Origin of the sequence: Aminivibrio pyruvatiphilus (assembly GCF_004366815.1) — a bacterium.
Lineage (GTDB): Bacteria > Synergistota > Synergistia > Synergistales > Aminobacteriaceae > Aminivibrio > Aminivibrio pyruvatiphilus.
In genome coordinates this window covers 66,902-80,395 of the sequence record NZ_SORI01000006.1, presented here as the reverse complement: position 1 = coordinate 80,395, position 13,494 = coordinate 66,902, and the positions used below count along the sequence as shown (strand labels likewise).

Annotated in this window: 13 protein-coding genes; 11 read left to right on the top strand and 2 right to left on the bottom strand. The window is 60.1% G+C overall.

Features of this window, described 5'->3' with window-relative positions; all coding sequences use genetic code 11:
• The first annotated feature begins 94 nt into the window (after positions 1–94).
• From C8D99_RS06250 to C8D99_RS06240, 3 genes are all read left to right on the top strand, one after another.
• Complete coding sequence (locus C8D99_RS06250; protein ID WP_133957270.1) at positions 95–1,093, top strand: TRAP transporter substrate-binding protein; 999 nt, start codon at positions 95–97, stop codon at positions 1,091–1,093.
• A 75-nt stretch (positions 1,094–1,168) separates the two neighbouring features.
• Complete coding sequence (locus C8D99_RS06245) at positions 1,169–1,654, top strand: TRAP transporter small permease (RefSeq protein WP_133957269.1); 486 nt, start codon at positions 1,169–1,171, stop codon at positions 1,652–1,654.
• Positions 1,654–2,928, top strand: coding sequence for a TRAP transporter large permease (locus C8D99_RS06240; RefSeq protein ID WP_133957268.1), 1,275 nt, complete (start codon positions 1,654–1,656; stop codon positions 2,926–2,928). Before C8D99_RS06245 ends, C8D99_RS06240 begins: the two co-directional genes overlap by 1 nt.
• Before the next feature lie 54 nt (positions 2,929–2,982).
• Here the strand turns inward: C8D99_RS06240 and dgoD are convergent, their stop codons facing one another.
• Together dgoD and C8D99_RS06230 are read right to left on the bottom strand one after the other, a co-directional pair.
• Positions 2,983–4,134, bottom strand: a complete 1,152-nt coding sequence (dgoD, locus tag C8D99_RS06235) for a galactonate dehydratase (RefSeq protein WP_133957267.1) — start codon at positions 4,132–4,134, stop codon at positions 2,983–2,985.
• Positions 4,135–4,139: 5 nt separating this feature from the next.
• A complete protein-coding gene (locus tag C8D99_RS06230) occupies positions 4,140–4,796 on the bottom strand; it encodes a bifunctional 4-hydroxy-2-oxoglutarate aldolase/2-dehydro-3-deoxy-phosphogluconate aldolase (RefSeq protein WP_133957266.1) in 657 nt (218 codons plus the stop codon).
• Between the two features lie 101 nt (positions 4,797–4,897).
• Between C8D99_RS06230 and C8D99_RS06225 the strand changes: the two genes are divergently transcribed.
• From C8D99_RS06225 to C8D99_RS06190, 8 genes are all read left to right on the top strand, one after another.
• A complete protein-coding gene (locus C8D99_RS06225; RefSeq protein WP_133957265.1) occupies positions 4,898–5,551 on the top strand; it encodes a helix-turn-helix transcriptional regulator in 654 nt (217 codons plus the stop codon).
• A gap of 14 nt (positions 5,552–5,565) precedes the next feature.
• Complete coding sequence (locus C8D99_RS06220) at positions 5,566–6,714, top strand: hypothetical protein (RefSeq protein WP_133957264.1); 1,149 nt, start codon at positions 5,566–5,568, stop codon at positions 6,712–6,714.
• Between the two features lie 6 nt (positions 6,715–6,720).
• Positions 6,721–7,986, top strand: a complete 1,266-nt coding sequence (locus C8D99_RS06215; RefSeq protein ID WP_133957263.1) for an amidohydrolase/deacetylase family metallohydrolase — start codon at positions 6,721–6,723, stop codon at positions 7,984–7,986.
• A 100-nt stretch (positions 7,987–8,086) separates the two neighbouring features.
• The gene (locus C8D99_RS06210) at positions 8,087–9,640 is read left to right on the top strand and encodes an ABC transporter substrate-binding protein (protein WP_208321106.1); all 1,554 of its coding nucleotides are present in this window, start codon (positions 8,087–8,089) and stop codon (positions 9,638–9,640) included.
• A 63-nt stretch (positions 9,641–9,703) separates the two neighbouring features.
• A complete protein-coding gene (locus C8D99_RS06205) occupies positions 9,704–10,651 on the top strand; it encodes an ABC transporter permease (RefSeq protein WP_133957262.1) in 948 nt (315 codons plus the stop codon).
• Between the two features lie 12 nt (positions 10,652–10,663).
• Positions 10,664–11,503, top strand: coding sequence for an ABC transporter permease (locus tag C8D99_RS06200; protein ID WP_133957261.1), 840 nt, complete (start codon positions 10,664–10,666; stop codon positions 11,501–11,503).
• Positions 11,504–11,506: 3 nt separating this feature from the next.
• Positions 11,507–12,523: an ABC transporter ATP-binding protein gene (locus tag C8D99_RS06195; RefSeq protein WP_133957260.1), complete on the top strand. Its 1,017-nt coding sequence runs from the start codon at positions 11,507–11,509 to the stop codon at positions 12,521–12,523.
• The gene (locus C8D99_RS06190; protein WP_133957259.1) at positions 12,520–13,491 is read left to right on the top strand and encodes an ABC transporter ATP-binding protein; all 972 of its coding nucleotides are present in this window, start codon (positions 12,520–12,522) and stop codon (positions 13,489–13,491) included. The genes C8D99_RS06195 and C8D99_RS06190 overlap by 4 nt, the downstream gene beginning before the upstream one ends.
• Positions 13,492–13,494 lie beyond the last annotated feature (3 nt).

Below are 13,494 nucleotides of genomic sequence, written 5' to 3'. Positions count from 1 at the left end.
TTTTTTTGACTTCCCCGCTTCAGGGATATAGAATGCTGAATATCCGAAGGATTTCTTCGGAAGGCAGTTCCATTCCAAGGAGGTTGAGAAGAGTATGATGAAACGTTCCGGTGTCCTGTTCCTCGCGCTTGTTGTTCTCGTTTCGTTCGTCGGGTCCGCTTCGGCGGCGAAGGTCATCAAGATCGCCAACTATTTCCCCGCGGAGAATTTCGCCAACAAGGTCCTGTATGAAACCTTCAAGCCCATGGTCGAAAAGGAGACCAACGGCGAGCTCGAGATCCAGGTCTACCCCAACAGCCAGCTCGGAGCTGAGCAGGAATTCGTCGAGGGAGTGCAGCTCGGCACCATCGAGATGGCCATGACGGGAAATCTCTGGGAGAATACCGTGGACATCTTCAAGCTCCTCCAGCTTCCCTACCTCGTGAACAGCTACGAACACGCCGACGAGGTGTTCAACGGCCCCATCGGCCAGAAGGTGTACAAGCACCTCGAGCCCCTCGGCGTGAAGATTCTCGGCGCCTTCCCCAGGGGATTCCGGGTCATCTCCAACAACAAGAAGCCCATCAACTCCATGGACGACTGCAAGGGAATCAAGATGCGGGTCTGGCAGGGCGAAGTCATCATCAAGCTCATGCAGGGCTTCGGCTTCAGCACCGTGGTCATGCCCATGAGCGAAGTGTTCACCGCTCTCCAGCAGGGCGTCGTCGAGGGACAGGACAATCCCCTGGAGACCTCCTACTACTCCGGCTGGTATGATGTGCAGAAGCACGTGGCCATCACCAACCACATCTTCGGATTCCAGTATTTCGTGGTCAACCAGAAGTTCTGGGACGGCCTCACCGACTCCCAGAGAGACGCCATCAACAAGGCCGTTGCCGTGTCCATCAAGGAAATCACCGAGGCCACCAAGAAGGGCGATGCGGAACTCATCAGGCTCACCGAGGAAAAGGGCCTCAAGGTCACCTATCCCGACCTTGCACCCTTCCGTCAGGCCGCCGTACCCATCATCGAGGAATTCCTGAAGAAGACCCCCGATGCCGAGCCCATCTACAGGGAGATCGTGGAAGCCGGCAAAAAATTCGAAAAGAAGTAGCGGTTCCTGAACTCGCAGGGGCGTACGGTCTGTTCTGTACGCCCCCTTTTTTCTTTGAGAAGGGAGGACCTCCGGTTGCGTATCTGGAAGTCGCTGTACGACGGTATCTATCGGCTCATTGACGTGATCATGATCGTCAGCCTGATCGTCATGGTGCTGTCGGTTTTCACCAACGTTTTCTTCCGCTATTTTGATCATGCCTTTACCTGGGTGGACGAGGTGAGCCGTTTTGCCTTTGTCTGGCTTTGTTTCAGCGCGTTTGTCGCCGGAATGAGGCGCATGATGCACCCCGCGTTCACCATGATTTCGGACCGCTTCACCGGCAGGAGCGGCCAGGTGTACAGAACTGTCATTCTCGGCCTCATTCTCGTCTTCACGGCCTTTGTCCTTGTGGGAGGGGCCCAGTACGTCTACCGGATTCGGATCCAGAAGACGTCGATCCTTCTTATCTCCGTGGCCTGGCAGTATTCCGCCGTCCCGATCATGTCCGCCCTGATGCTGGTGGAGATAGTCAAGCAGCTCAAGGACACGTGGTTCCCCGCGAAGGAGGGAAGCCTCTGATGCTTGTGCTTTCGACCTTTCTGGGTTCCCTGCTCGTCCTTTCGCTTGCAGGGCTTCCCATCGGTTTTGCCATCGGGCTGACGAGCATGGTGCTCATGTTCGTCCTGGGCACTCCCGACGCCATGGTACTGGCCCGGCGGATGATCTCGGGGGTGGACGTGTACACTCTCCTGGCCATCCCCTTCTTCATGCTTGCCGGTGAATTCATGAACAGGGCCGGGCTGGTGAAGGACATCCTGCTCTTCGCCAATGCCCTCATCGGCAGGGTCAGAGGCGGACTGGCCTACGTGAACGTGGTGGGCAGCATGCTCTTTGCGGGCATCAGCGGGTCTGCCGTCGCCGACGCCGCCGCCCTGGGGTCCCTGGAAATGCCCATGATGGAGGAATCAGGGTACGACCGGGGTTTTTCCGCCGCCATCACTGCGGCCTCCTCGATTATCGGGCCCATCATCCCTCCGAGCATCCCCATGATCATCCTGGGCTCCATCGGCCAGATCTCCATCTCGAAACTGTTTCTCGGCGGGGCCATCCCCGGCATCCTCATAGGTTTCGCCCTGATGGGGGTCTGCTGGTATCTCTCCCGGAAAAGGCAGTATCCCGCCGGCGAGCGGGTCAGCATTCGGGAGTTCTTCCGGATCTTCGCCAAGACCATCTGGGCCCTCATTCTGCCTCTCATCATCCTGGGCGGCGTTCTCGGGGGGATATTCACGGCCACGGAAGCCGGCGCGGTGGCCGTGGTCTACGCCTGTATCGTCTCCTACTTCGTCTACGGGGTGAAGTTCAACGCCTACCCGGAGATCTTCCGCGCCGCTGCCCTGAACACCGGGGTGGTCATGCTCGTCTGCGCCACCGCCATGGCCCTGACCTGGTACCTGGCCGTGGGACAGGTGCCCCAGCTGCTGACGGCCTTCATCACGGGCCTGACCAGCGACAGGCTTGTCTTCCTGTTCATCCTGAATGTCCTGCTCTTCCTGGTGGGCATGTTCATCGACCTCACGCCGTCCCTGTTCCTGCTGGTTCCCATCCTCCTGCCCGTGGCCAGGGCCTATGGCCTCGATCCCGTCCACTTCGGCGTGATCATGGTGACCAACCTCTGCGTGGGGCTCATCACTCCCCCCGTGGGTACGGTGCTCTACGTCACCAACTCCATCGCCAAGATTTCCCTGGGGCAGCTGGTGAAAGAGCTGCTTCCCATGTACGTGGTTCTCTTCGCGGTGGTGCTGCTGGTCACCTACGTGCCCTTCCTCGTGCTCTGGCTTCCGTCCTTCCTGTAGAGCATACGGCCGTTACAAAGAGCCGGGGGGACCTTTGGGTCCCCCCGGCTTCTTCTACCACTCTGCCACCGATCCGTCGGCGTTCCGCCAGACCGGGTTTTTCCAGTTGTGTCCCACCCGGCTCTTTTCCAGCACCGTTGCCCCGCTGACCGCTATGCCCAGTCCCGGCCCTTCAGGCGGGGAAACATGTCCGTCCCTGTAATGGAAGACTGACGGGTCCTCCAGGTAGTCCAGCAGGTCCGCTCCCTGGTTGTAGTGAATGCCCAGGCTCTGCTCCTGGATGAAGGCGTTGGGCGTGCAGAAGTCGAGCTGCAGGCACGCCGCCAGGGCTATGGGGCCGAGAGGGCAGTGGGGAGCGATGGCGATATCGTAGGCTTCAGCCATGGCGGCGATCTTACGGACCTCCCAGATGCCTCCCGCATGGCTGAGGTCGGGCTGGAGAATGTCCACCCCTCCGCCGGTGATGAGGTCCTTGAAGTCCCACCGGCCGAAGTTCCGCTCTCCCGTGGCGATGGGGGTGACGGTGTGCCGCCGGAGCTCCCTGAAGGCCTCCCGGTTCTCCACCAGCACAGGCTCCTCGATGAACATGAGGCGGTAGGGTTCCAGCTCCTTCATGAGCACCCGGGCCATGGCGGTGTGAACCCTTCCGTGGAAGTCCACGGCGATGTCCAGGGAATGGCCGAAGGCGTCCCGCAGGGCCTGCACCCGGGCAAGCACTTCCTCCACCTTTGTGAAGCTGTCGATCCAGGCCATTTCCTCCGTGCCGTTCATCTTGACGGCGGTCATCCCCGCATCGACCCGCTTTTTGGCCTCCGTCACGACGTCGTCGGGACGGTCGCCGCCGATCCAGGAGTAGACCCTCATTTTGTCCCGCACGGCGCCGCCCATCATCCTGTGGATGGGCAGGCCGGCCATTTTTCCGGTAATGTCCCAGAGGGCCTGCTCGATGCCTGAGATGGCGCTCATGAGGATGGGACCGCCCCGGTAGAAGCCGCCCCGGTAGAGGGTCTGCCAGAGATCCTCGATCTTCGTGGGGTCCGCGCCGACGAGATAGTCGCCCATCTCCTTCACGGCCGCCGCCACGGTGTCTGCCCGTCCCTCGACCACGGGTTCTCCCCAGCCTTCCACGCCCCCGTCGGTGGTGATCTTCAGAAAGAGCCACCGGGGCGGGACTTTGTAGAGGTCAAGCCGTTCGATCCTGGCCATGGTGTTTACACGTGGCAGCGGATCCGGGCGATACGGGCGACGATCTCTTCGGCCGTCTGCCGGATGGCGGGGTAGTCCCCCTCCCGCCCCTCAGGTTTGACGAGGGCGCTTCTCAGGCCGACGGCAAAAGCCCCCGCGAGGAACCAGTCTTCCAGGTTGTTCGGGCTGACGCCTCCGATGGGCATTATCTGCGCATTCGGGAGAGGCCCGTGGACCGCCTTGATGAACTTGGGCCCCAGCACTTCCCCGGGGAAGGCCTTCACCACTTCCGCCCCCCATTCCATGGCCCGGACAATCTCCGTCACCGTGCCCACGCCGGGCATGTAGGCCACGCCGTAGCGGTTGCACAGCTTCGCCACCTCTTCGCTGAAACAGTGGGAGACGATGAACTCGGCCCCGGCGTCGATGCACAGTTTTGCCGTCTCCGAATCGGCCACCGTTCCGGCGCCCAGGATGAGCCCGCTGCTCTTGTGGGAGGCGGCGGCGCTCTTCATGATGTCCAGGGCTCCGGGGAATGTGGTGGAGACTTCCAGGGCGGTGATCCCTCCCTGGAAGATCGCCTCGGCGGAGGAAATACCGTTGGCCACGTCGGGGGTCCGGATAATGCCGACGACGCCGAGTTCGTGGATGCGGTGCAGGACTTCATATTTTCTGATGTTCATGAGATAGTCTCTCCCTTCCTTTTTTTGTTGACGTTAGATTTTTCAGACAGTATAATAACATAAATTCAGACAAACTAAATATTTTTTTGGAGGAGTTCCTTTTGAAACGAGTCCAGGAAGAATTCGCTTTTTTCGAGTCCCTCATGAAAGGACTCACCGCCATCTTCGGAACGAACTGCGAAGTGGTGCTCCATGATCTCACCGAAAGCTACGAAAGCACTGTGGTCATGATCGAGAACGGCCACGTCACAGACCGGCGCGTGGGAGACTGCGGAAGCAACCTCGGCCTGGAAGTCCTCCGCGGTACCGTGCGCAACGGAGACAAGTACGGTTATTTTACCAACACCCGGGACGGGAGGGTACTCCGTTCATCGTCCGTTTATGTCCGCGACGACGAAGGAAAGGTCATCGGGTGCCTGTGCATCAACTTCGACGTCTCGAACCTCATGGTTGCCGACAAGACCATCCGTTCCCTCATTTCCAGCGGCGAGGGGGAAAAGGAAGAGGAATTCTTCGTCAACGACGTGAACCAGCTTCTGGACGCCCTGCTGCAAAAAGCCATGGAGGAGGTGGGCAAGCCGGTTTCCTACATGACCAGGGACGACAGGATCAGGGTGGTGAAATACCTCGACCAGAAGGGCGCATTCCTCATCACCAAGTCGGGAAACCGGATCTGCCAGTTTCTCGATATTTCCAAGTTTACGCTGTACTCCTATCTTGACGAGATCCATTCAGAAATTCAACCTTCAAAATAAGGCGGCGATGCGAAGTGACCCGTGACATTTACAGGGAACTCGGAGTTCGTACGGTTATCAACGCGGCGGGCACCTACACCATGGTGGGGGGCTCCCGCATGAGCGAGGAGACGCTCTCGGCCATGGCGTCGGCGGCGAGAAGCCACGTGGTGATAAAGGAGCTGCAGCGGAAAGTCCATGAACGTCTTGCCTCCATCACGAGAAACGAGGCAGCTTTTGTCACGAACGGCGCGGCCGCGGCCCTGCACATCGCGGGAGCTTCGGCCATAGCCCGGAAATGGGGCCGCCCTTTCCCTTCCCTTTCCCCGGAACAGATATCAAAAAGCGAAATCATCGTCCATCGCGCCCACCGCAACCCCTACGACTGGTCCCTCCGCCTTCTGAACTGCCGCATGACGGAGATCGGATTCCCCAACATGATTCTTCCCACCACGGAAGACGACCTGGAATACGCCATCACGGACAATACGGCGGCGGTGTTCTATTTCTTCATGCCCCCGGGAGGGTGGGTGGCGAAGGGAGCCCTCTCCCTCGAAGCCACCATCCGGGTCGCCTCCCGGCACGGGATTCCCGTGATCGTGGACGCTGCGGCCCAGGTGCCCCCGGCGGAAAACCTCTGGAGGATCACCGGCCAGGGAGCGGACGCCTGCATTTTCAGCGGCGGCAAGGACCTGAGGGGACCCCAGGCGAGCGGCCTCATGGTGGGCACAAAGGATTTCTTCTCGTGGGTTGAAAAAACAGCCTTCCCCACCTACGGTGTGGGGCGGATGTTCAAGGTAGGCAGAGAGGAGATCGTTGGTCTTCTGGCAGCCGTGGAACAGTACGTCTCCATGGACGGGGAGTCCCGCGTCCAGTGGGCCGAGGACCGCATCGCGGCGGCGATGAAAGCCTTTGCCGGCAGTTCCATGGTTACTGTGGAGCGGCTCTATCCGAACGAGGCGGGCCAGCCCTTTCCCCAGATGGCCTTCCGCTTCGCCGTCCCGGGATGTTCGGAAGAGATACTCCGGCTGCTTCGGGAGGGGGACCCGTCCATATTTACCATGGCCGCCGACGGGGAGTCGGTGTTCGTGAACCCCATAACCCTGAGGGACGCTGAGCTGGATTCCATTGTTGAGCGGATGAAGGAGATAGAGGCCCTTTTCCTGAACAAAGGAGGGAAATGAACAGCCATGAGAGCGGAGCAGCAGGTTCCCGAAAAGGATTTTTTTCTTCCCCCCGAGGGGAGCGTGATCATCAGGGGCGGCAGGGTTATTGATCCCGCGAACGGAGTGGACGAGGTCTGCGATCTCGCCCTGTCCGGCGGCAGGGTCGCCGGGAGAGGAAAGGCCCTTCCGTGGTGCGGCGCATCGAAGGTGATCGACGCAGAGGGGCTGATAGTCACACCGGGGATTGTCGATATCCACAGCCACCTGTTTGCCACGCCGGGAAACCCCAACGCCTGGGCGGGCGAGTACAGTGTGTTTCCCGACGGGTTCAGCTTCCGGAGCGGAGTGACCACCATGGTGGACGCCGGAAGCGCAGGATGGCGGAACTTCGACCTGTTTCGGGTATCGGTGATCGACCGGGCGAAGACCCGGGTGTTCTCCTTCCTGAATATCGCCAGCTTCGGGATGGTGAGCGACATCATCGAACAGCACGCCCCCGACTTCGATCCGAAGACGACGGCGGCAAAGGCGGAGAAACACCGGGATGTCATTGTGGGCATCAAAAGCGCCCATTACTGGCACCCGGGGTGGGAGTCCGTGGACCGGGCCGTGGAGGCAGGGGAGCTGTCGGGCCTGCCGGTGATGGTGGATTTCGGCTATTTTATGAAGGAGCGTCCCTACTGGCGGCTTGTGTCGGAAAAGCTCAGGAAGGGCGACATCAGCACCCACTGCTACAGGGGGCCCGTCCCCGTGGTGGACGGGAATGGGAAAGTGTTCCCGTACCTCTTCGAAGCCCGGGAAAGAGGAGTCCTGTTCGACCTGGGCCACGGCGGGGGGAGCTTCCTCTTCCGGAACGCCGTGCCGGCCTTTGCCCAGGGATTCTACCCCGATTCCATCTCCTCGGACCTTCACGTCCAGAGCATGAACGCTGCCATGATGGACATGCCCACCACCATGTCCAAGTGTCTCGCCATGGGGATGCCCCTCGGCGAGGTTATCGCCCGCTCCTCCGCTGTCCCGGCCCGCATGATCGGCCATCCGGAGCTGGGGCATCTTTCGCCCGGGGCTCCGGGGGACGTGACGCTCTGGAATCTTAGGGAGGGGACCTTCGGCTTCAAGGATTCCGTCGGGGGGCGCCTTCGGTCTGACCGGAGGCTCGAGTGCGAAATGACGATCCTCGGAGGGGAAGTGGTCTGGGACCTCAACGCCCGGGACGGGACGGAATTCGGCGAGATCCCCTTTGGGGAAGGGATACGGGAAGGCGAGTTTTTCATTCCTCCGGAGCGTTGAGTTTTTTCCGGCAGCGGGGGAGGGGGTGGTACGGGCAAAAGGGATGTTGAAAGTATTTGGGGCGCAATTCGATTGAGAGATCTGAAAAGGAGTGATTGATATGAATCGGATGAGAACTATCCTGTTGTGGAGCCTGTGTTTCCTTGTCATCGCCGCCGGAGCGGCATTCGCTGCGGAAAAGGGCGGGGTCCTCCGTGTCGCCGTCATCGACGAGCCTCCCACCCTCGACCAGCACGTGGTGACTTCCGACCTGACCACCATGATCGCCCAGCATATTTTCGAGGGGCTCTATACTTTCGATTCCAAGTACAGTCCCGTTCCGCTCCTGGTGAAATCCGAAGAAATGAAGGACGATGGAAAAACAGCTGTTCTTACGCTCCGCGAAGGCGTGAAGTTCCATAACGGCAAGGAGCTGGATGCGGAAGACGTGCTCGCCTCCATGGAGCGCTGGGGCAAGTTCGGCGCCCGCGGTCCCGTGCTCTTCAGCAACCTGGAAAAGGTGGAAGCCACGGGCAAGTACGAAGTGACCCTTACCTTCAAGGCTCCCTTCGCTCCGTGGAAGAACCTCCTGGCCTTCATGAACGGCGGTCCCGTGATCTACCCGAAGGATGTGGCGTCCGGCGCCGAGAAAACGCCGATCACCCCCGAGCAGTACATCGGCACGGGGCCCTACAAATTTGCCGAGAGGAACCCGGGGCGCTACATCAAGCTGGTCCGCAACGAAGAATATACCGCCAGGACAGAGGCCGCCGACGGTTATGCCGGCAAGCGGGAAGCCCTCTTTGACGAAATCCGCTTCATTCCCGTCCCCGACGTGGGAACGCGGGTCAACGGCGTCAAGGCTGGAGATTACGATTATGCCGAGCAGATCCTGGGCGACCTCTTCGACTCCCTGAAAGAAGATCCTTCGGTGGTCACCACCGTCAACCAGGGCGCAAACCAGGGGATGATGTTCTTCAACTCGAGAGAGGGAGTGCTGAAGGTTAATTCCAAGCTCCGCCAGGCCCTCCAGGCTGCCGTGAACATGGAGCCGGTGCTCCAGTCGGCCATCGGTCCTGCGGAACTGTGGAAAGCTTCCGGCTCCTTTATGCCCGAGAGCACTCTCTGGTATTCGAAGGCCGGGCTCGACAGGTTCAGCGCCAACAATCCCGAACTCGCAAAAAAACTCGCGAAAGAGGCGGGGTACAACGGCGAGAAGATTACCCTCATGGCGTCCACGTCATACAAGTTTCATTACGACAGCACTCTCGTGATCGTGAAGCAGCTCCAGGCGGCAGGCTTCAACATCGACCACCAGATCTATGACTGGGCGACCCTCATCTCCAAGCGCGGCGACCCGGCACAGTGGGATATTTTCTTCACCCACCACGGTTTTGTTCCAGATCCCATCCTATATACATTTATGAGCGAGTCCTACCCAGGGTGGTGGATCACGGAAACGAAGAGGGCCCTTGCCGCCGAATTCGCCGGTACCCTGGACGCGGCAAAGCGCAAGGCAGTATGGGACAAGATCCAGGCACTTGTCTACGAAGAAGTACCCGTGATGAAGACGGGAGATCACTTTACCTACGACATCTACAGCCCGAAGGTTCAGGGACTCTCCGCGTCGTCCCTCATCTGGCCCAAATTCTGGGGCGTTTCGTTTGGGAAGTAGCCTGAAAACAGGGGGAGGGACAGTTCCCTCCCCCTCAGCATCCGACGAAAGGGGGGAGCCTCCGTGTTTTCATATATAGCCAGGCGGATCGGGAGCATGATTCCGTCTCTCCTTCTCGCCTCGATCATCGTATTTTCATTTATTCACCTGATTCCTGGAGACCCCGCCCAGATCATGCTGGGAGACCAGGCGACGCCGGAACAGGTCCAGGGTCTCCGGGAAGCCATGGGCCTCGACCGTCCTTTATACGTGCAGTACGGCCGCTGGCTCTCGGGAGTGGTGAGGGGAGATTTCGGGACATCCATATTTTTTCACCAGCCGGTGCTCCACGTCATCCTCGACCGCGCTGAAACAAGCGTTCTCATTGCCGTTTTTTCCATGATGCTCATCGTTCTCGTGGGGGTCCCCATAGGAATCCTTTCGGCCGTCCGGTACAACAGCCGGCTCGACCAGCTTTTTTCAGGCCTTTCCATGTTTTTCGCATCGGTGCCCACCTTCTGGCTCGGGCTGAACCTGATGCTCCTTTTCTCGGTGATGCTGCGGTGGCTTCCCACCTCGGGGTTTCCTTCCATTCTGGAATCAGGGGAATGGTCGAACCTCCGCTATCTCGTTCTCCCCTGCATCACCCTGGCCGCTCCCAATTCGGCCCTCATCATCCGCCTGACACGGTCGAGCATGCTTGACGTGGCCAAGGCAGATTACGTGAAGACCGCCCGGGCAAAGGGATTGTCCGAGGGAGCCGTCAATATACGGCACATCTTCCGGAATTCGCTCATCTCCGTGGTATCCGCCCTTGGGTTTACTTTCGTGGCCCTCATGGCGGGAACCGTGGTGACCGAAACGGTCTTCTCCCTTCCGGGGATCGGGCGGCTCGTGGTGGAATCGGTTCTGAGAAGGGACTATCCCACCATCCAGGGAATCATTCTCATCATAGCTTTTCTGTACATGGTGATCAATCTCCTGGTGGACCTGTCCTTTGCCCTTCTGGATCCGCGGATCCGGTACAGCTAGGAGGGGCGGACCATGAAATTTCTTTCGGCCTTTTACAGGAGAAAAATTGCTCTCGCCGGGCTCCTCATCATAGGGGTGCTGGTCGTTTCGGCCCTGCTCGCCCCGTATCTCGCCACCTTCGATCCCCAGGAGATGAACACCGTGGACAAGCTCCGCTCCCCTGACGGGACCTACTATTTCGGGACCGACAATTTCGGCAGGGACATTTTCAGCCGGGTGGTGTTCGGAGCACGGACGAGCCTCACAGGATCCGCGGGGGTCATCCTTTTTTCACTTTCCATCGGCGTGCTCATCGGCGTGTCGTCCGGGTACTTCAGAAGGATCGAGCCGTACCTCATGCGCCTAATCGATGTCCTCATGGCCTTTCCTCCGCTGCTCCTCGCCCTGGTGCTCGTCTCCATCCTCGGGCGGGGCATGGGGAATGTGATCATTGCCGTGGGGGCCACCTATCTCACCCGGACAACCCGGATCGTCTACGGCCTGACCCTGAAGCTCCGGGAGGAGCCGTACATCGAAGCCGCCATTGCTTCGGGAGTGAAGCAGAAATGGATCATCCTGAAGCATATTCTGCCCAACATGATGTCCCCCCTCATCGTCCAGGCCACGTTCACCTTCGCCTTTTCCCTCCTGGACATGGCGGCCCTGGACTTTCTCGGTCTCGGCATTCCGCCGTCCATCCCGAGCTGGGGCAACATGCTGAGCGAGGGCAGGATGTACCTCACGAGGGCGCCGTGGCTCCTTATTTTCCCGGGAGCCTGCATCGTCCTGACCGTCCTTTCCTTCAACCTTGTGGGAGATGTCCTCCGCGACCGGCTTGACCCGCACTTCCGCCGGGACATCGAGGGGGTGTGAGCCATGCTGCCGAAAACAAATACACCCCTCCTTGAAATACGGGATCTCAGGGTCAGCTTTCCTTCGGCTTCAGGGCACATTTTTCCGGTGGACGGAGTGAGCCTCTCCATAGCGAGGGGAGAAACCCTCGGACTGGTGGGGGAGTCGGGGAGCGGCAAATCCATGACGTCCCTGGCGGTGATGGGCCTTGTGCCCCGTCCCCACGGAAAGATCTGCGGCGGCGGCATAACGTTCAAGGGCAGAAACCTGGCGGAGCTGAGCAACGAAGAGATGATGAACATCCGGGGAAAGGACATCTCCATGATCTTCCAGGAACCCATGACGTCCCTGAACCCCGTCTACACGGTGGGAGACCAGATAGTGGAGGGTATCCTGGCCCACGGAGCCATGTCACGAAGGGAAGCCCGGGACAGGGCCGTCGAAATGCTGGCGAAAGTGGGCATTCCGGGGCCGGAAAAACGGGTGGACTCCTACCCTCATCTTCTGAGCGGAGGGATGCGGCAGCGGGTGATGATCGCCATGGCCCTCTCCCTTGATCCGGAGCTGCTCATCGCCGACGAGCCCACCACGGCCCTCGACGTGACCATCCAGGCCCAGATACTGGACCTGATGGAAGGCCTGAAAAAAGAGCGCACCATGTCGGTGCTCCTCATCACCCATAACCTGGGAATAGTGGCGGAGTCAGCCCAGAGAGTGGCCGTGATGTACGCCGGCAGAATCCTGGAGCACGCCTCCACCGAAGAGCTGTTCCGCACCCCCCTGCACCCCTACACGAGGGGCCTGCTGGATTCCATACCCAGGATGGAGGGAAGGGTGAAACACCTGAGGGCAATCCCCGGAATGGTCCCTTCCCTTGAAACGCTGCCCTCCGGGTGCAAGTTCAGGAACCGCTGCGTCTATGCCGAAGACCTCTGCGGCGCCGCGGAACCTCCCCTGCACGAGGCCGGACCCGGACACTTTGTGCGGTGCAGGCGCTGGCATGAACTTCGGGCCCCGATGGAAGGAGGGGGAGCGAAATGACGGACCGCCTGCTTGACGTCAGAAACCTGAAGAAGCATTTTCCCGTGCGGTCGGGGCTTCTGCAGCGCGTTACGGCCCATGTGAAGGCGGTGGACGGAGTTTCCTTCCACCTGGACAAAGGGGAGACCCTGGGCCTCGTGGGCGAGTCGGGCTGCGGCAAGTCCACCACCGGACGGGCGGTGCTGCGGCTCCTGCCGGTAACCTCCGGGGAGGTGCTGTTCCGGGAGAAGAACCTGCTGGCCCTCGGAGGCGAGGAGCTTCGCCGGGCGAGACGGAATTTCCAGATGGTGTTCCAGGACCCCTTCGCGTCCCTCGACCCCCGGATGACCGTCTCCGCCATCGTGGGGGAGCCGCTGGCAGCCCATGGTCTCGCCTCATCACGGGCGGAGCGGGATGACAGGGTCGTTCAGATCCTGGAAGAGGTGGGGCTGGATTCGTCAGTTCTGAACCGATACGCTTTCGAGTTCAGCGGAGGCCAGCGGCAGCGCATCGGCATCGCCAGAGCCCTTGTTCTCCACCCGTCCCTGGTGGTGGCCGACGAGCCTGTGTCGGCCCTGGATGTCTCGATTCAGGCCCAGGTCATCAACCTCCTGGCGGAACTGCGGGAAAAACTGTCCCTGACCTACCTGTTCATAGCCCATGATCTCAGCGTGGTGAAACACATCAGCGACAGAGTGGCCGTCATGTACCTCGGGCGCATTGTCGAGACGGCCCGGACGGATGTTCTTTTCTCCTCCCCCCTGCATCCCTATACCCAGGCCCTGCTTTCCGCCGCGCCTGTCCCGGAGCCGGGGAAAAAGAGCGAGAGGATCATATTGAAGGGGGACGTGCCGAGCCCCCTCAACCCTCCGCAGGGATGCCCGTTCCATCCCAGGTGTTTCAGGGTGATGGACCGCTGCAGCCGGGAAGTGCCAGATCTTGTGGAGCGAAAAGAGGGCCACTTCGCCGCATGCCATCTGTATGACTGATGT